This is a genomic window from Bradyrhizobium sp. NP1 (assembly GCF_030378205.1).
GTDB lineage: Bacteria > Pseudomonadota > Alphaproteobacteria > Rhizobiales > Xanthobacteraceae > Bradyrhizobium.
In genome coordinates this window covers 228,583-246,827 of sequence record NZ_CP127385.1, presented here as the reverse complement: position 1 = coordinate 246,827, position 18,245 = coordinate 228,583, and the positions used below count along the sequence as shown (strand labels likewise).

Sequence of the window (18,245 nt, the reverse complement as noted above, 5' to 3'; positions counted from 1 at the left end):
CCGCGATAAAATAGCCGCGAAACAGAGCAGGACCACGCGTTGAACAGCAATTCGAAATCAAGGCCCCGCGCGGCACGTCTGGCGATCATGGGGGGCAGGCCGGTCGTGATCGCGCTGCTGGCCACGGCGCTGACCGCGTCGGCGCTTGCGCATTCCTCGGCGCAGACCGTTCCGGTGCCGAAGCCCGCGCCCAAGGGCCGCGACGTGCAGATGAGCGCGCAGGACGGGCAGAAGGGGCCCGCGACCACAGGCGCCACGCAGACGCCGCCCAATCCGGTGATCCCGGATCCCCATCGCAACGTTCCCGCCAGCATCTTCGCGACCTTCGACGCCAACCAGAAGGCGCAGGCCGGCAGGGTGAGCGCCTATCTCTCCTCGCTGCAAAGCCTGACCGGGAATTTCGTGCAGGTCGGCCCCGACGGCAGCAAGACCAAGGGCGACTTCTACATCCAGAAGCCCGGCAAGGTTCGGTTCGAATATGATGCGCCGACGCCGATCGACATCGTCGCCGACGGCTCGTCGCTCGCGGTGCGCGACCGCAAGCTCGCGACGCAGGACATCTATCCGCTGTCGCAGACCCCGCTGCGCTTCCTCCTGTCCGACCGCATCGATCTCCTGAAGGACACCAATGTCGTCAGCGTCACGGCCGACGACGTCTATATCAGCGTCACCATCGAGGAGAAGCAGGCGCTGATCGGCACCAGCCGGCTGATGCTGATGGTCGGCGTCAAGGATGGCCAGCTCAAGCAGTGGACGGTGACGGACCCGCAGGGCTATGACACGACCGTCGCGGTCTACAATCTCGACACCACCAAGAAGATCGATCCCGGCCTGTTCAAGATCGACTTCACCAATTACGGCACGCCGCCGGGCTAACGCTTTTTCCCGATCGACCGGGCAGGCGATCGTAGGGTGGGCAAAGGCGCCTTAGCGCCGTGCCCACGATGTCTCCAAAACCGGGCATCAAACGGTGGGCACGCGGAGCCTGTCATCGGGCCGCGCTTCGCGCGGACCCGTTGGCTTTGCCCACCCTACCTATCGGCGCATCTCGATGGGTGTCCCTGTGGACAGCCGCTTCTGGACGCCGCGATCCATGCTAAGACGCAGCCTCAATGCGTCTTTCCCTCACCACCTGGAATATCAATTCCGTCCGTCTGCGCATCGACCTCGTCGCCAAATTCATCAAGGCGACGCGGCCGGACGTGCTGTGCCTGCAGGAGACCAAGTGCATCGACGATGCGTTTCCCTTGAAGCGCTTCAAGCGGCTCGGCTATGAGCACGTCGCGCTGAACGGGCAGAAGGGCTATCACGGCGTCGCCATCATCTCGAAGCTGCCGTTCGACCGCACCGACGTCAGGACCTTCTGCGACAAGATCGATTCGCGCCACATCTCGGTCGCGTTCGGCGAGAAGGCGCAGCTCGCAAAGCCCGTGGTGCTGCACAATTTCTACGTACCGGCGGGCGGCGACGTTCCCGACCCCGCGCTCAATCCGAAATTCGACCACAAGCTGAAATTCCTCGACGAGATGAAGGCCTGCGAACCGCTGCATCCGCGCGGCGAGGACCGCCACATCCTGGTCGGCGATCTCAACGTCGCGCCTTTCGAGAACGACGTCTGGTCGCACAGGCAGCTTCTGAAAGTCGTCTCGCACACGCCGATCGAATGCGAGAAGCTGCTGGCGGCGCAGGCGCAAGGCGAGTGGTTCGACGTCGCGCGCGAACGCATCCCGCTCGCCGAAAAGGTCTACACCTGGTGGAGCTATCGCGCCGCCGACTGGACCGTCGGCGATCGTGGCCGCCGGCTCGACCACATCTGGGTCTCGCGCGCGCTCAAGGACACGGTCAGCGATTTCTCGATCCTGCGCGACGCGCGCGGCTGGGACCGGCCTTCCGACCACGTGCCGGTGACGGTGACGCTGGAGGTGTAGCGCAAACTATCAACGCTTGCTCGATTCGCCTCGCCCCGCCTGCGGGGAGAGGCCGCGACGCATGCAGCGAAGCGAAATGCGCCGCGGGTGAGGGGGCGCCTCCGCGAATCCATGGTTTGCCGTTTTCGCGGATAGAGCCCCTCACCCCAACCCTCTCCCCGTAAGAACGGGGCGAGGGGGCGAAGATCATGAGCTGAGCTTGGCGCCCGCCATCAGGATGTCGCTGGCGATCTGGCTGGTCCGGCTGGCAAACGCATCACGCAGGCGGCGCGCCGCAGCGGGATCGCTCTCCAGCACGCGCTGGAACAGGCTGCGCGCGATCCGGATCACCGAGGATTGTTCGACCGCGGTCGCGGTCGATGGCCGCTTCATCGCCACGACCAGCGCGAGCTCGCCGATCAGGGTGCCGGGTCCCGCGATCACCTCGGCGCCATGGCCGTCGTCGATCCGGAAGGCCCCGCGCTGCACCACAAAGCCCGCATCCGCCTCGTCGCCCGCCGAGAACAGCGGGTCGCCGCGCGTCACGATGCGCTGCTCGGAGCCGATCGCAAGCATGCGCAGCGACTCCATCCCCAGCAGGCGCAGGGTCGGCACGCGCTCGAGCAGAGCCACATCATCTTCGATCGACATTGAAAGCCGTGGTCGGGAACAGCAAAAGTAAAGACTTCGAATCGCTATTCCCGAATCGTATCACGGCACCAGCTTGTAGCCACCGGCTTCCGTCACCAGGATCTCGGGGTTGGCGGCGTCCTTCTCGATCTTCTGGCGCAGCCGGTAGATATGGGTTTCCAGCGTGTGCGTGGTGACCCCGGAATTATAGCCCCACACTTCCTGCAGCAGCGTCTCGCGCGACACCGGCATCTGGCCGGCGCGGTACAGGAAGCGAAGGATCGCGGTTTCCTTCTCGGTCAGGCGCACCTTCCGGGCATTGGCGCCGGTCAGCATCTTCGAGCCGGGCCGGAAGCTGTAGGGGCCGACCGAGAACACCGCGTCTTCGCTCGCCTCGTGCTGGCGGAGCTGGGCGCGAATACGCGCCAGCAGCACGGCGAAGCGGAACGGCTTGGCCACGTAGTCATTGGCGCCGGATTCGAGTCCCAGGATGGTGTCGGAATCGGTGTCGTGGCCAGTCAGCATGATGATCGGGGCCTTGAATCCACCCTTGCGCAGGCTGCGCACCACCTCGCGGCCGTCGGTATCCGGCAACCCGACATCCATCAGCACCAGATCGGGGGAATTGGCCTTGGCCGCGCTGGCGCCCTTGGCGCCGGTGTCGACCGCGGAGGCTTCGAACTCCTCGTGCAGCGACAATTGCTCCACCAACGTGTCACGCAGATCGGTATCGTCATCCACGATCAGGATCTTGCGGGCATTGGCCATGGGTACAATCCTCTTGGGGGCAGCGGCTGCGGGCGAGGCCTTCAGCCGGACTTGGGTCGTCGGACTTGGGTCGACTTGGTCAGGGGTGGCCTGATGTAGTCTATGTCGTTTGAAGTAGGGCTCTGTTACCGATTCACAAGCCAGATCGTCAGTTTATCGCAGAATTCCCGGTTATCGAGATGAATGTCCTGTAATGAACAGGCGGCGGCCTCCCGGCAGCGCGGGCGAATCAGGATTCGCATGAAAAGAGCCTTCCTTTCAAGCACTTATAAAAAAGCCGGACATGAGCGACCGCTTGTCGCGGTACGTGTCCGCGCAGCTGCCGGCAACCCGCGCCGGGGCTGGCTGGTGGCGGACGGACACGCCATTCCGGTCGCGCTGGGCCGGGGAGGCATTCTCGCCAACAAGCGGGAGGGCGATGGCGGCTCGCCGCGGGGCGTGTTCCACCCACGTCGGCTGTGGTGGCGCGCCGACCGCCATCCACAGCCGCGCACGCACCTCTCCGTCCGCCGAATCACACCCGAGGATGCCTGGTGCGAAGACCCCGACGACCGCCACTACAACCGGCCGGTGCGGCTCGCGCGCGCGCGCAGCGGCGACCGCCTGATGCGCGGCGACCATCTCTACGATTTCATCGTCGAGATCGACCACAACACCCGGCCGCGCATCGCCGGCCGCGGCAGCGCGGTTTTCCTGCATCTGGCGCGCGACAATTTCGGACCCACGGCCGGCTGCGTGTCGATGACCAAATCATCGATGCTGCATCTGTTGCGACGGCTCGGGCCGAAGACGAAGATCATCATCGGATAGGACATGGTGCGCATGATCGAGAGCCAGCAGATCGCGACCGCATCAAAAATCCTGCGCGAGGCCTGGGCCGCGGGCAAGAAGCTCGGTGACCTCGATGCGTCCTGTCGTCCGCGCGACCGCGCCGAGGGCTACGCCATCCAGGCCGAGCTCGAGCGCCAGCCGGGCGCCGGACGATTCGGCTGGAAGATCGCCGCGACCAGCGAAGCCGGCCAGAAGCACATCAATGTCGCGGGCCCCATGGCCGGGCGCATTCTCAGCCATACCTTGATCGCCGACGGCGGCACCGCGTCGATGGCCGGCAACGAGATGCGTGTCGCCGAGCCCGAATTCGCTTTCCGCATGGCGAGGGATCTGCCGCCGCGCGAATCAGCCTATAGCGTGCAGGAGGTGCTCGACGCCGTCGGCACGCTGCATCCGGCGATCGAAATTCCGGATTCGCGCTTTGCAAATTTCGTCGGCGCCGGCGAGGCGCAGATCATCGCCGACAACGCCTGCGCCCATCTGTTCGTGCTCGGCGAGGCGGCAGGCGTGAACTGGCGCGCCATCGATCTCGTGGAAGAGCGGCCCGTGATCACCATGCGCGGCCGGCGCTTCGTCGGCCATGGCAGGAACGTGCTCGGCGATCCCAGGATCGCGCTTGCCTGGTGCGCCAACGAGCTGCGCGCGCTCGGCATCACCTTGAGGGCAGGGGAGGTGGTGACCACAGGCACCTGCCATCCGCCGCTGCCGATTGAGGCCGGCGACCATGTCGCGGCCGATTTCGGCGTGCTCGGCAAGGTATCGGTGCGGTTCGCGCAGCCGGCATCTCGTTTCGCCGACGTCCTGGCGAAAGCGGGGACGACGCTTCCCCTTGCTTACCCCCGATGCCCGAAGATCGCCGATCCCACGCGCACATGGGTGGCGCCGAGCCGGATCGCGGTCGCGAAATCGGCGCTCATGCCCATCGACAGTTTGGCCAGTCCGTTGCGCGCGGCGATCTTGGCGGTGAGCGCGAAATGCGGCGCCGGCGCGTCATCGACCGGCGGGATGCACATCAGCCCCGCAATCGAAAGCCCGTAGGTCTCGCGGCAGCGCCTGATGAAGTCGTCGGCTTCGTGAGGCGCGACGCCGGCCTTCTGCGGCTCCTCGCCGGTGTTGATCTGGACGAACAGCTCGGGCTGTCTCTTCTGGGATTCGATTTCCTTGGCTAACGCCTGGCAAATGCTGGCCCGGTCGACCGAATGGATGGCGTCGAACAGCGCGACCGCCTCCTTCGCCTTGTTGGATTGCAGGGGGCCGATCAGATGCAGGCCGATGCCGGGGTAAGCTTCCATTAACGCTGGCCACTTCGCCTTGGCTTCCTGCACGCGATTTTCACCGAAAACGCGCTGTCCGGCGGCGATCACGGGCGTGATTGCGTCGGGGCCGAACGTCTTGGACACCGCGATCAGCGTCACTTCAGCGCGATCGCGGCCGCAATCGCTGCAGGCGCGGGCGATCTCCTGCTCCACGGCAGCGAGGCCGCTTGGTAAAGGCATGGTTACGTCGGAGCGATGTTCTGGTGTCATGTTGTTTTCGTTGGCCGTAGATTTACGGAGGTAGGTCTAATTTTACCCGTTTCGGGAAAGGCTTCTTGAACCGTTCCTCCTACCTTGCCGGCGGGGTAGGGGGAGCACGATGGCCAGCATCAGTTTCAATCGCAAGCGAACGAAACTCAAGCAGCTTCTCGGAATCCGTGCGCGGCTGGCGCTGCTCGCCCTGATCCTGGTGGCGCCGCTGATGCTCGAGCGCGCCCGTTCGCTGGAAGACGCGAGATCCAGGGAGATCGCGGCCGCATCGGCGGAATTCTTCAACCTCGCCAACCGCGCCGCCGACGCCCAGCGCGAGATCATCTCCTCGGTCGAAACCGTGCTGAAATCGACCGCCTATATCCGCGCCTCCGCCGGCGGCATGACCCGAAGCTGCGACATCCTGCGCGCCAGCCTGCCGCTGACGCTGCCGTGGATCGGCAACGTGCTGATCGTCGGGCACGACGGGCTGGTGCAATGCTCGGCGCGCAACACGTCGGTCGGCCTCGATCTTTCCGACCGCGCCTATTTCAAGGAGGCGCAGTCGGCGCGCGATTTCGTCTTCAGCGATTTCGTGGTCGCCAAATCGATCGGCAAGCCGGCGATCATCGCCGCCTATCCGGTCGCCTCGATCAACGACCAGATCGATTCCATCATCGTCGCCACCATCGATCTTGCCTGGATGTCGAAGATGATGAGCAAGCTGGGCGGCCGCCCCGGCATCACGGCGGTGCTGGTCGACAACAAGGGAACGGTGCTCGCAACGCCCGCGGACGAGGCGAGCCTGGTCGGCCGTCCGCTCGAGAGCATGCCGCAGATGTCGTCGATCGCCGACATGGCCTTCAAGTCGGGGCAGGATGAAGGCTCGCTGTCCTTCATCGGACCCGACGGCGCCAAACGCGACGTGAGCTTTGCGCACATCGCCGGCACGGGATCGCGGCTGATCGTCAGCATCGACGAGAGCAAGGTGACGGCGGCGATCAACCGCGACATCCGCACCGCCTATGCCCAGCTCGGCTTCGTCTGCCTGTTCGTGCTGCTCGGCGCGCTGATCGCGGCGGAGAAGCTGATCATCCAGCCGATCGGGATCATGACGTCGACCGCCCTGCGCTTCGGCCAGGGCGACTGGTCGGCGCGCGCCGCGCGCAGCCGCCTGCCGGCCGAGTTCGTGCCGCTGGCGCGCGCGTTCAACGCCATGGCCTCGCAACTCATGCAGCGCGAGCGCGAGCTGGTCGAGACCAACGACCGCCTCACCGTGATGGCCTCGATCGACATGGTGTCGGGGCTCGCCAACCGGCGCGGCTTCCAGAACCGGCTCGATTTCGAATGGATGAAGGCGCAGCAATATGACAGCGCGCTGTCGCTCCTGATGATCGATGTCGATCATTTCAAGCTCTACAACGACACCTACGGCCATCCCGAGGGCGACGCCTGCCTCTCGCGGCTTGGCGAAACCCTGTCCAGCCTCGCCGCGGAAACCATGGGCTTCGCCGGCCGCTACGGCGGCGAGGAATTCTGCCTGCTGCTGCCGAACACGGCGGCGGCGCGCGCGGTCGAGATCGGTGAAACGCTGCGCCAGGCGGTGCATGGACTTGCAATGCCCCATCGCACCTCCAGCCACCAGCACGTCACGGTCAGCATCGGCGTTGCCTGCCTCACGCCGAACACTGCGCTTCGGCCCGGCGACCTCATCGAGGCCGCCGATGCCGCGCTCTATGCGGCCAAGCATTGCGGCCGCAACGCCGTCGTCGAGCATGGCTTCCTGCGCATCACCGATTCCCCCGGCGGCGTCGCGATGGCGAGCTAGCTCAAGACGTTCCTGACCGGGCGCTAGATACGCCCGCTCTCGCGGGCCGGAATGGCGTCGTTCGGCGCGGTCCACAACCCGCCAATGACGCCGGCAAGCGCGCTGCAGCCGGCGGCCACAAGCATGATCGTGCGCAGCGCGCGCTCGAATGCGTCGACCGCCTGCTCCCGAACGCCCGACTGTCCGGACATCACGGCATCCAGGGCTTCGCTGGCCTGCGCGGGCGTCGGTGCGGCCAGATGATAGGAGAAGCTTGCGAACAGCACGGCGCCGAGTGCCGCGACCGCGAACAGGCCGGCTATTCGCGCCACCGCGTTGTTGACGCCGGACGCAATGCCGGCGTGGGTCTTGCCGGCGGCGGACATCACTGTCGACGTCAGCGGCGGCACCGTGATCGACATGCCGAGGCCGAGCAGGACAATCGATGGGAGCACGCTGGCCCAAAAAGCCTGCCTGGGATCGACAAAGGCGAGCATCGCCAGGCCGCAGGCCGCGATGATCGGCCCTATCCCGAGCAGTAACCGCGGTCCCAGGCGGTCGGCAAGAACGCCCGCGAATGCTGCACCGAACCCCATGATCAGGGAAAACGGCAGCAACGCCGCACCGGCCTGTGTCGCGGAATAGCCGCCGAGCCGGATCAGGCCGAACGGCAGGTAATAGAGCGCGCCGCCAAGCGCGAAGTAGAGCAGGAGCGTCAGCGCATTCGTCGCGGAAAAATCCCGCGAGCGGTAGAGCGATAGCGGCATCATCGCCCGTTCGTGCTGGTAAGCTTCGATCGCGACGAACAAGGCAAGCGATGCAGCCCCCGCGCCGAGGGTCGCCAGCACCGTCCTGTCGCGAAATCCCGCCGCCGGGATCGCACTGAGACCCCACGTGATCAGCGCAAGGCCCATCGCAACCGCGACCGCGCCGCGCCAGTCGAGTTGCTTCGCCTGGGGATCGCTGCTCTCGCAGGCGAAGCCAAGCGCAAGTGCAGCCGCTACAATCGCGAGCGGGACATTGAGCAGGAAGATCGCCCGCCATGAGACCTGATCGACCAGCCAGCCGCCCAGCGGCGGCCCGACCGCCAGCATCAGCGCACCTGCGCCTGCCCAGATCCCGATGGCCCGGCTCCGTTCGCGCTCGTCGAAGGTCGCCCCCAGCATGGCCAGGCTCGCTGGCGTCAGCAGCGCGGCGCCGAGACCTTGAACCGCGCGACTGACGGTCAGCGCCGCAAGGTTCGGCGAAAGCCCGCAAGCAATGGAGGCGATGGTGAAGACCGTAACGCCCACGACGAAGATCCGGCGCCGGCCGTAGAGATCGGCGGCCGATCCGCCGATCAGCACGAGGGCGCCGAGCGGCAGCATGTAGGCGTTGACGATCCACTGCGTCGCCGCCGCATCGGCATGCAGCGCCTGTTGCATTGCGGGCAGCGCGATGTTGACGACCGAGCTGTCGAGCAGCGCCATGCTCGACCCGATGATGGTTGCCACCAGCGTCAACCGCTTGCGTCGTTGCGACAGCGTCGCGTCGAAGCAGGTTTTCGCCTGGATCACCCCCGCATCGCAGGGCGGCCGCGTGAATCCAACCATTGGATGCTCGAGAAGGACTGATGTCGCCGCTCAGGGTGCGCCTCCCCTGTGCCGTTGGCAACGCTGGCCTGGTGCGGGTGCATGAACGAGCGATGTCCAATTTCCGCGGCGAAGCAAACGACCGGGCATCCCAAGCATCAAACGCGCCTGCGGTGGAACTGGCCGCTCTCACGGTCTGGCGCAGGAATCGCCGACGTGCCAATCTAGGTTGTGCCAAACCCGCAGGAGGTCAGCATGCGAACGAATATGGTGGGAGCACTTTGCGCCATCGCAATGCTCGCAAGCGCGAGCGCGAACGCTGCGATCAGGGAAGAGCCGGTCACCTATACGGACGGCTCGACCACGATGAAGGGCTTCGTCGTCTACGACGACGCGATCCAGGCCAAGCGACCCGGCATCGTGATGGTGCATGAATGGTGGGGCATCACCAAGCACATCCATGACGAGGCACGGAAGTTCGCGCAGCAGGGCTACGTAGCCTTCATTGCCGACATGTATGGCGAGGCCAAGACCGCCGACAACCCGAAGGACGCCGGCGCGCTCTCGGGATCGGTGATGAAGAACCCGGCGGTGATGGAGTCGCGCTTCAACGCGGCACGAGACCAGCTCGCCAGGCAAGCCTCGGTCAATCCCCAGCGGATCGGCGCCGTTGGTTACTGCTTCGGCGGCGCGGTCGTGCTGAACATGGCGCGCGCCGGCGCTGACCTCGGAGCTGTTGCTGGCTTTCACGCATCACTTGGTCTCAATACACCCGCGCCAGCGCCCGGAACCGTCAAAGCGAAAATCCTCATCCTGAACGGCGCGGACGACCCCTTCGTGAAGCGCGAGCAGTACGATGCGCTCAAGAAGGATTTCGACGCCGCGAAGGCCGATTATCGGATCATCGAGTATCCCGGCGCCGTGCACGCGTTCACGAACCCCGAAGCCACCGAGCTCGGCAAGAAGTTCAACCTGCCGCTCAGATACGACGCCAAAGTGGATCAGGAAGCGAAAGCCGAGGCTGCCAAGTTCTTCGCCGCCGACCTTCAAAAATAACGAAAACGGCCACCTACATGGTGGCCTTTTCTAAGCTTCATGCCTGAAAGCCGAGCCGCTGTTTTCGGTTCACCTCTTGATGGGACACCGCGGTCCGGCACTTTTGGTCAGTCGAGTGTCTCGCTCGGGAAAGTCGCAGAGTGGCGGTCGTGAAATACTGGACTGGGATCATCGGCCGGCAGATGCAGTCGCTGTCCGGCGTCGGACTGGTCCTCGGAGCACTGTTTTTTGCGGCCGCACTCACGCCGACGCTCGTGCCGCGAAGCTATCTCACTCAAGGCATGCTGGCCGGGACCTGCTTTGCCATCGGCTACGCCGCTGGCGTCCTCTGGCGCTGGCTTTGGCACTATCTCGAGCTGCCCGAGCCCTCGTCGCGAATGCGATCCATCACCAACGCATTGCTCGCAGTCGCGTGCCTGCTTGTCGTCGTGATGTTTCTGTGGCGCGCGGCGGAATGGCAGAATTCGATCCGCACCGTCATGAAGATGGAGCCGGTCGAAACGGCTCGTCCCCTCAAGACCTGCGCGATCGCCCTCATCACGTTCTTCGCACTGCTGGCCCTGGCGCGGCTGTTCAAGCTCGTGACGCGTTTCCTGTCCGCGTCCATCCGGCGCTTCATTCCACGGAAGATCGCGAATGCCGTCGGCCTGCTGGTGGCGGCCCTGCTGTTCTGGTCGATCGCCAATAATCTGCTGATCCGCACGGCATTTCGTGCCCTCGATTCGTCGTTCCGCGAATTTGATGCGTTGATTGAGCCTGAGCGGCCACGGCCGAGCGCCGCTGGAAAGACGGGAAGCACAGCATCCCTGGTGAGGTGGGACGAACTTGGTCGGGCCGGCCGCGAATATGTGGCGTCCGGGCCGGCTGCTGCGCAGATCAGCGCATTCACCGGGCGGCCCGCGCGGGAGCCCGTTCGGGTGTATGTCGGTCTGCGTGGTGCCGATACGCCGCGCGAGCGCGCAAAGCTGGCGCTGGAGGAGCTCAAGCGCCAGGGCGGCTTTGACCGCTCCACCCTCATCGTGATCACGCCGACCGGCACCGGCTGGATCGACCCCGCAGCAATGGGTACGGTCGAATATCTCCTTGATGGCGACGTCGCCAGTGTCGCGGTGCAGTATTCCTATCTCAACAGCCCGCTGTCGTTGCTGTTTCAGCCTGAATATGGCGCGGCCGCCTCGCGCGCTCTGTTCGCGGAGATCTATGGCTATTGGACCAGCCTACCGAGGGACAGCCGCCCCAGACTGTATCTGCACGGCCTCAGTCTTGGAGCCATGAACTCGGAGAAATCTGCGGAGCTGTTCGAGACGATCGGCGATCCGATCGCAGGAGCGCTGTGGAGCGGGCCGCCGTTCGAGAGCCGCATCTGGCGCTCCATCACCGAGAACCGCAACGAGGGCTCTCCAGCCTGGCTGCCGGAATTTCGCGACGGCCGCTTCGTGCGGTTCATGAACCAGAGCGGACCGAGCGTGCCCGCCGATGCGCCATGGGGACCGATGCGCGTCGTCTACCTGCAATATGCGAGCGACCCGATCGTGCTGTTCGATTACCGGGATGCCTACCGGCGCCCGCCCTGGATGAGCGCGCCGCGTGGACCGGACGTTTCACCGGACCTGCGGTGGTATCCCGTCGTTACGATGCTCCAGCTCGCCCTCGATATGGCGGTCGCGACCGGCACCCCGATGGGCTATGGCCATGTCTACGCGCCGGAGCATTATGTCGATGCCTGGGTAGCCGTGACCGACGTCCATCACTGGTCGCCCGACGCGCTCGCGAAGCTCAAGGATCATCTTGGGCGGGCGGCGCGGACGGCAGTCGACGCCGATGGAGGTAATGACAACCCCTACGGCGACCGGGGAGGCTAGAGGCTTCAGCGGCCAAACAGGAAGCTTCCAATCGATCGGAGTGTTGCCGCTCGTGGCCGTGGCCATCGCACCCGTGATGGCATTTGTCAGGACTGCGCCGTCAGATAGACGTCGTCCATGAACAACGCGTCAATGCCGGCGGCCGTTGGCCTGCGCCGCGATGTCGCGTCGAGCTGCGGCTGCCTTCATCGCCGTGAAGCGAGGTCGACGAGGACCTTTCGCGTCCTGGCCAAAGCAGGTATCCGCAAAATAATGCGAGTTTTGACCCGAAAGCCATCATCCGGCCAAGGCGCGCTCGCAACTTCCAACAATGGCTAACGGGCCAACCCTCGGGCCCCGGGCGCAAGACTGGACGGCAAGCAGCGAACGACGGCTTGACAGCACTCACGGCAAAAGGCGGAGGAGCAGGATGGCTCGACTGCTATCGGTGAATGTCGGACTTCCGCGCGACATGGAATGGAAGGGGCGCACGGTGCACACCGGCATCCGGAAGGATCCGGTGCGTGGGCGCTGTCGGGTCGGCCGGTTGAATCTTGACGGCGACGGTCAGGGTGACCTGGCTGGCCACGGGGGCGAGCAGCGAGCTGTGTTCGTCTACCAGATCGAGTCGCATCGCTACTGGGAGGAGCAGCTCAAGACAACCTTCGTCATGGGCCAGTTCGGCGAGAACTTCACGATCCAGGGGCTGCCCGACGATACCGTCTGCATTGGCGATCGCTATCAAATCGGCAGCGCGCTGTTCGAGGTCACTCAGCCTCGCGTGACCTGCTATCGCGTTGGAATTCGGACCAACGAGCCTCGGATGCCGGCGCTGCTGACGTCTCGCGGACGGCCCGGGTTCTATTTCCGCGTCCTGCGGGAAGGCGAGGTGGGCGCCGGCGACGAAATCGTTAAGATCGGAGAGGCAAAGGAGCGGATGACCGTCGCGGAGATCAATGCGCTGCTCTATTCGCCCGATCATCCGCGCGATCGGCTGCAACGCGCCTTGCGGATCGAGGCACTATCGCCGGGCTGGCGTTCGTCATTCGAGGCCTTGCTGCAGAGCCAGGCGACCGCTGGCCGTGGTGGCAATGCAGGGCTCGCGCCTGCGGCAGCAGCGCATCCGGTTGCGCCGGGATTTCGGACGCTCACGGTTGCTGCGATCGATCGGGAAGCGGCGGACGTTCTCTCCCTGACGATGCACAGGGCTGATGGTCAGCCGCTGCCGTCGGCGCTGCCGGGGCAATACGTTGTGCTGCGGCTTCCGCGGGGTGCAGGCGGCACGCCGCTTTTTCGCAGCTACTCGCTCTCGGGTCCGCTCTCCACGGAATGCTATCGAATCAGCGTCAAGATCGAGCCGAACGGCGAAGCCGGAAACTATCTTCAGGAGCGCGTACACGCGGGTGACGCTCTCGACGTGAGCTCGCCGCGCGGAAGCTTCGTTCTGCAACCTTCGGACCGACCGGTTGTGCTGCTGAGCGCCGGAATCGGGGCGACCCCTGTTCTGGCAATGCTGCATGCGCTGGCGGCGGCCGGCTCGACACGACAGATCTTGTGGCTGCACGCGGCGCGGGATGGGCGGCATCATCCCTTCGCCGCCGAGGTCCGCGGACTCATGCAGTCGCTCGCGCACGGCCGCAGCCATGTCTGTTACAGCAGGCCGGGCGCCAACGACACGATGGGCAAGGATTTCGACAGCGCCGGTCATCTGTCGCGATCGGCCTTCGACGCGCTCGACGTGTCGCGGGAAGCGGATGTCTACCTTTGCGGGCCTGATCGCTTCATGGAGGACATGAAAGCGGCGCTTGCCACGCTGGGCTTCGCGCCGGCCCGCATTCACCTCGAACTTTTCAACGGCAGCGAATCGAGAACGCCGGGCGTGGTCGGCGGCAGCAGGCGAGCGGCGCATGTGCCGCAGGACGACGCCGACACCGGCCCGCTGGTATCGTTCGCACGCAGCGGGATCGCCGCACACTGGAAGCCGTCCTGCCAGAGCATTTTGGAGCTCGCCGAGGCGTGCGACGTTCCGGTCCGCTGGTCGTGCCGGACCGGTGTTTGCCATAATTGCGAGAGCGGTCTGGTTTCGGGGACGGTCGTCTATGAACCGGAGCCGCTGGACATGCCCGCCGACGGAAACCTTCTCGTATGCTGCGCGCGCCCGGTTCGCGATATCGTCGTCGATTTGTGAAACGCGGCTCGGTCGCGCTACGACTGGGTGACCAGAGCATGGTCCGGAAAAATGTGCAGCGGTTTTCCCTCAAAAAGCCAAAGCGCGATGACGATTCAACCCGATCTCATCGCGCTTTGGCCGACACCTGCCGGGCTTCGGCCGGTCAGGCAGGAAACTTCTAGTCGATCAGAGTTTGAGGGGCTGATGACCTGAAGCGGATGCTCGTTTGCGTGTGTTCTCGGTCTTGTCGAACAGCGCGCCATCAACCGAGGTGGACGCGCTCGACTGCGTCAGCACAGAACTTCTTGCAGCTCTCTTTAACGCTCTCCGCTTTTTGGTCGCGGTCTTGAGTGATCTCAACAGATGCAGTTGCCTGTTGAAGTCGTTCAAGCGTTCGAGACATGCCCGATCCTCGCGTTCGATAACTCGATTTTTTTTCATCGCCAACGTACTCCCGTAATCGAAAGCCTGTTTGCGCAACAAGCTTTCGAGGTGGCGCTGGTCACAAAAAGGGCTGGTCGTCGAATGAAGCACCGGGAATGCACGAATTGCGACAGCAATGCACGAATTGCGACAGCGTCATTGTCTGATCGGTAGCGCCTCGGTCGTGGCCAGCCTCTTGACTTCAACGCGAAGCACTCCCGCAAGCAGCGTGAACACAATGAAGAAATCCAGTTCTGCGCCTTCGACGCCGTCGCTCTTGGCGCAGAAGCGACATCGACTGGCCGGCAAGTCCGGCCGGCTCCGTCGTGAATGACCTACAGCTGACTCTCGATTCTATGGCGGAGAGGTTATGTTGGCGGTTCGAGTGGCCATTGAGTGGTTTTTGCTGCGATCAGTTTGTTGTCGCCAACGTCATTGCAGCAGCTTCGACGGCCGCCAAGCCTGATCTTGTTACAAATTTTCCAAACTTGATTTTGAAGCATACGTTAGAAACAGATTGCTCACGGGGTTTAAGCATTTTAGGGACATTCCCATGGCTTGGCTCTTCCTCATCGTTGCCGGCCTGTGCGAAATCGCCTGGGCAATCGGCCTCAAATACACGGAAGGTTTCACACGCCTCTTACCAACAATCGGCACAGTCCTCGCCATGGCGGCCAGCATTGGATTCCTCGGACTCGCTCTTAAGTCGCTGCCGGTCGGTACGGCCTATGCGGTGTGGACGGGCATCGGCGCCGTCGGCACGGCAGCGCTCGGCATCTATCTTTTCAACGAGCCCGCGACGTTGCTCAGGCTTGCCTGTATTGGGTTCATTCTCCTGGGCATCGTCGGACTGAAAATCACCTCTTAGGCCGCGCGGGCGCGATGGAGACCTGAGGGAAGGTCGGCGCTCAAAAATAGCTTTCCAGCGTGCCACGCCGCCGGACGTCGAGGGTGGCGCAATGGAAGGCTCCGCCAAATGCGGCGTAGTGCAGGAAATCGCAGGGAATGGGCTCGAATCCCCAACCCTCAAACGCGCGGATTGTTCTGGTATGATGCCGATCAACGATGACGCGCTTCTCGTCTACCATCAGCACGTTCATGTTGAGCCATTTCCCGCACAGCGAAGTGATCCTGAGCATAGGCTCGGTTATCGGGTCGGGCTCCGGAGCTACGAGGGCGTCCCATTTTTTCAAGACGGCCGGAAGACGGTCGACGTCTATGTATTCGGGATTGATCAGAATCTTGCCGGGTCCGAGCGGCAAGATTGTGGTATCGATGTGCATCGGATTGGGACAGCGGCTCTCGATCTCATGAATATGATAACCGTCGCCGAGGTGACGGCCCAGCCATTCAATACCGGACGCATTAGTTACGTTGCTGCGGATTACGAACAGGTCGCGCCCGCAGCGAAAGAAATCAGCAGCGTCGAAAACCGGTTCAAATTCGGTCAGGATGTATGAGACCGGCTCGCCTTTTCTGGGGACGCGAAACTTCGAATCGAACAGTTCGTCCGTCAGTTGCGGCCTGGGCGCGGCCGTCCAGCGCGCGCCACGTCGGAAATAGTCCTTCAAGATGGGACGGTAGGAGTGCGTCTCGAAGTACCGGCACGGCCAAACCATCGGCGTTTCGATGATCTCGTCGCCGATCACAAGCATGCTGTCGCGTGGGCAGGAATTGCAGAAGCCGCGCGAGGACCATTCCGGCGTACTGAAGCGTTTCCTGTGGTCGACTGCTTCCGGCCGCCTTACCACGATGTCCAGTGACTGTAACAGTGCAACAAAGCCATCAAGCTCGCGCTGCGCCGGTTCGATCATGATTTGTGGGTAACGGAAGCCTGCCAACAGCGACTGAGCCCGCGCAGCCATGCCGGGAATGTTGCAGGTGACAACCGGGTGATCGGACGGGATGACCGCAGCCTCGAGCCTTCCGACTATCACTTCTTCCAGCGGGTCCCACTCGTTGTATGAGCTAACCGGAGAAACTCGGCCCGCTGGGACGATATCCGAACCGTGAGTGCGCCTGACCATGTCCATGCATGAGGCCCTCTCGCCGCTACAACAGTCGCTGGCCCCGGAGGTTCCAGAGGCGGGACCGCTGGTTGCCGGGCCGATAGCAGAATCTTTGGCGTTTTGCCTATTGGCCCATGGCAGACATGCCTGCCGGCGTCTGAAAGCGAAAACACCGGCGTAGCGGCCAATGGCTACGCAAGGCAGGCAGATGAGCCCGTAGGCGCATCTGAAAGTGTTTGCGGTCAGACGGGTAGATTGCTCAACTGATCCACGATCCTCGACAAATCACTCAACGGCTACAGGTGAGCAAATGAGGCGATCCGTGATGATCCCCATCGACTAGAAAACGCAAGACCATGCTTTCGGAGGAATTCCAAATCAGCGGGTGCCAGCTTGATTTCCGGTATTGGCCCCAACGTCACAGGAGCAACCTTGGATATCGTTCTGGCACTTCAGTTGGTCGTGGCGATCGTCATAGCGTTGTTCGTAGCATACAACGTTTTTCATTACGTGCTTTTTCTCCTGGTGACTCGACCGAAAGACGCGAGCAAGATCGGCCACGAGTTGAATCAATTCGAGCAGCGCCAACTGATCGAGTGGACACCGCAGGCGAGCGACTTTCTCAAGCACGATGACGAGAAGCGTACATATGATGACGTGTTCGGCACGTATCGCGACGAGCAAGCGAACTACAGCACGTGCGTTTTCCCCCGCGTCGCATTTTCGCGCCCCTACGAAGCCGAATACGTTCTTCTGAAGCCGAGGGAGGGGATGCGGTTGTTGGATCTCGGGTGCGGATCTGGCGCGGCGGCCTACTACCTCGCTAGCCGGCGAGATATCGAAATTGTGTGCGTGACCAATTCGTCCGTACAAGCGGACATCTGCCGACGGAAATTGTCAAAACTGGGTGGGCGTGGACGGGTGATCGTCGCGGACTTCGATAACCTCGATCTTCCGAGCGAGAGCTTTGACGCCATCTATGCGCTCGAATCGATCGGTTACACCAAAAACCTCGACGCTTGGCTGGCGCGCTGCTGGCGGATGCTCAAGCCGGGAGGAAGCCTGTTGATCCGCTCACCGGGGTCATTGGATCATTGTCGGCGTAAAGAGGATTACCTGAGCGTGACCGCCTTCTTCGACAACTGGCGGTACAATTTTGTCGGCGCCAATCTTCTCGTCTACAAGATGCGCCGACTCGGCTTCAACCCGATCCGTTATCGGCGACTGCCATTCTGGGCCTGGGGGCTCACGTGGAACTTCATTCAACACTTGGTGCTGTGGAAGTATCGGCTAAAGATGCGCACATTCGTGGAATTGGAACGGATCATTTGGCGCACTTCGAAGGTATTTGTCTTCGGCAACCCGTACAACACGGTGCTGGCTACCAAGCCGGAGGCAGCATCTTGCTCCCCACCGGACCCAGCCTTGCGCGCGTGATAGCCATGTCCGCCCTCGGACAATTGTCAGATCGCAAACAGCAGGATGAACGAGCCGCCCATCAACGTCAGCATCACTGACGAAAGCACGAACACCTGGTCGCAAACGGCAATCAATGGTTGTCCGGCTTGATTTGAATCAAGAGCCGGAACTCTCGCGAATTGGACGTTGGTTCCCGGTGCGTCAGGCAACAAGCCTGACATGCACTGCAACCCGGAGAGTGACCATGTTTGATTGCATTCTCAAAAACAAGCCGCGCGCTGCAACAAGCGTGCCGCCGAGGAAGACCT

At 63.2% G+C, this 18,245-nt stretch carries 16 protein-coding genes and 1 pseudogene; 10 read left to right on the top strand and 7 right to left on the bottom strand.

The window, feature by feature from the left end:
• The first annotated feature begins 87 nt into the window (after window positions 1-87).
• The gene (locus QOU61_RS01160; protein WP_289662156.1) at window positions 88-876 is read left to right on the top strand and encodes an outer membrane lipoprotein carrier protein LolA; all 789 of its coding nucleotides are present in this window, start codon (window positions 88-90) and stop codon (window positions 874-876) included.
• A 236-nt stretch (window positions 877-1,112) separates the two neighbouring features.
• On the top strand, window positions 1,113-1,928 hold the full coding sequence (locus QOU61_RS01155) for an exodeoxyribonuclease III (protein WP_289656323.1): 816 nt from the start codon (window positions 1,113-1,115) through the stop codon (window positions 1,926-1,928).
• 186 nt (window positions 1,929-2,114) lie between these two features.
• Here QOU61_RS01155 and QOU61_RS01150 read toward each other — a convergent pair whose 3' ends face one another.
• On the bottom strand, window positions 2,115-2,558 hold the full coding sequence (locus QOU61_RS01150; protein ID WP_289656322.1) for a cyclic nucleotide-binding domain-containing protein: 444 nt from the start codon (window positions 2,556-2,558) through the stop codon (window positions 2,115-2,117).
• Between the two features lie 60 nt (window positions 2,559-2,618).
• Window positions 2,619-3,305 (bottom strand): response regulator transcription factor, encoded by a 687-nt coding sequence (locus QOU61_RS01145; RefSeq protein WP_044539278.1) that lies wholly within the window; start codon window positions 3,303-3,305, stop codon window positions 2,619-2,621.
• A gap of 240 nt (window positions 3,306-3,545) precedes the next feature.
• Between QOU61_RS01145 and QOU61_RS01140 the strand changes: the two genes are divergently transcribed.
• Complete coding sequence (locus QOU61_RS01140) at window positions 3,546-4,115, top strand: L,D-transpeptidase family protein (RefSeq protein ID WP_289656321.1); 570 nt, start codon at window positions 3,546-3,548, stop codon at window positions 4,113-4,115.
• 12 nt (window positions 4,116-4,127) lie between these two features.
• Window positions 4,128-4,907: pseudogene (locus tag QOU61_RS01135) on the top strand (2-keto-4-pentenoate hydratase); the annotation flags it as partial.
• 62 nt (window positions 4,908-4,969) lie between these two features.
• On the opposite strand, the gene QOU61_RS01130 reads toward QOU61_RS01135, so the two are convergent.
• Window positions 4,970-5,662: a YggS family pyridoxal phosphate-dependent enzyme gene (locus QOU61_RS01130; protein WP_289656320.1), complete on the bottom strand. Its 693-nt coding sequence runs from the start codon at window positions 5,660-5,662 to the stop codon at window positions 4,970-4,972.
• Window positions 5,663-5,771: 109 nt separating this feature from the next.
• On the opposite strand from QOU61_RS01130, the gene QOU61_RS01125 reads away from it, so the two are divergent.
• Window positions 5,772-7,469, top strand: a complete 1,698-nt coding sequence (locus QOU61_RS01125) for a sensor domain-containing diguanylate cyclase (protein WP_289656319.1) — start codon at window positions 5,772-5,774, stop codon at window positions 7,467-7,469.
• A 23-nt stretch (window positions 7,470-7,492) separates the two neighbouring features.
• On the opposite strand, the gene QOU61_RS01120 is transcribed toward QOU61_RS01125, so the two are convergent.
• A complete protein-coding gene (locus QOU61_RS01120; RefSeq protein WP_289656317.1) occupies window positions 7,493-9,040 on the bottom strand; it encodes an MFS transporter in 1,548 nt (515 codons plus the stop codon).
• Between the two features lie 234 nt (window positions 9,041-9,274).
• Here QOU61_RS01120 and QOU61_RS01115 point away from each other — a divergent pair, with 234 nt between their 5' ends.
• From QOU61_RS01115 to QOU61_RS01105, 3 genes are all read left to right on the top strand, one after another.
• Window positions 9,275-10,075: a dienelactone hydrolase family protein gene (locus QOU61_RS01115; RefSeq protein ID WP_289656316.1), complete on the top strand. Its 801-nt coding sequence runs from the start codon at window positions 9,275-9,277 to the stop codon at window positions 10,073-10,075.
• Window positions 10,076-10,257: 182 nt separating this feature from the next.
• On the top strand, window positions 10,258-11,937 hold the full coding sequence (locus QOU61_RS01110; RefSeq protein ID WP_289662154.1) for an alpha/beta hydrolase: 1,680 nt from the start codon (window positions 10,258-10,260) through the stop codon (window positions 11,935-11,937).
• A 409-nt stretch (window positions 11,938-12,346) separates the two neighbouring features.
• The gene (locus QOU61_RS01105; RefSeq protein ID WP_289662151.1) at window positions 12,347-14,104 is read left to right on the top strand and encodes an MOSC and FAD-binding oxidoreductase domain-containing protein; all 1,758 of its coding nucleotides are present in this window, start codon (window positions 12,347-12,349) and stop codon (window positions 14,102-14,104) included.
• Between the two features lie 168 nt (window positions 14,105-14,272).
• On the opposite strand, the gene QOU61_RS01100 is transcribed toward QOU61_RS01105, so the two are convergent.
• Window positions 14,273-14,527: a hypothetical protein gene (locus QOU61_RS01100; protein WP_289656315.1), complete on the bottom strand. Its 255-nt coding sequence runs from the start codon at window positions 14,525-14,527 to the stop codon at window positions 14,273-14,275.
• Window positions 14,528-15,062: 535 nt separating this feature from the next.
• On the opposite strand from QOU61_RS01100, the gene sugE reads away from it, so the two are divergent.
• Window positions 15,063-15,377, top strand: a complete 315-nt coding sequence (gene sugE / locus QOU61_RS01095) for a quaternary ammonium compound efflux SMR transporter SugE (protein ID WP_289656314.1) — start codon at window positions 15,063-15,065, stop codon at window positions 15,375-15,377.
• Window positions 15,378-15,417: 40 nt separating this feature from the next.
• On the opposite strand, the gene QOU61_RS01090 is transcribed toward sugE, so the two are convergent.
• Window positions 15,418-16,542 (bottom strand): amidinotransferase, encoded by a 1,125-nt coding sequence (locus tag QOU61_RS01090; RefSeq protein WP_289656313.1) that lies wholly within the window; start codon window positions 16,540-16,542, stop codon window positions 15,418-15,420.
• A gap of 408 nt (window positions 16,543-16,950) precedes the next feature.
• On the opposite strand from QOU61_RS01090, the gene QOU61_RS01085 reads away from it, so the two are divergent.
• Window positions 16,951-17,955 carry an SAM-dependent methyltransferase gene (locus QOU61_RS01085; protein WP_289656312.1) on the top strand — a complete coding sequence of 335 codons (1,005 nt, stop codon included), beginning with the start codon at window positions 16,951-16,953 and terminating at the stop codon, window positions 17,953-17,955.
• Between the two features lie 26 nt (window positions 17,956-17,981).
• Here QOU61_RS01085 and QOU61_RS01080 read toward each other — a convergent pair whose 3' ends face one another.
• Window positions 17,982-18,158, bottom strand: coding sequence for a hypothetical protein (locus QOU61_RS01080; protein ID WP_289656311.1), 177 nt, complete (start codon window positions 18,156-18,158; stop codon window positions 17,982-17,984).
• Window positions 18,159-18,245 lie beyond the last annotated feature (87 nt).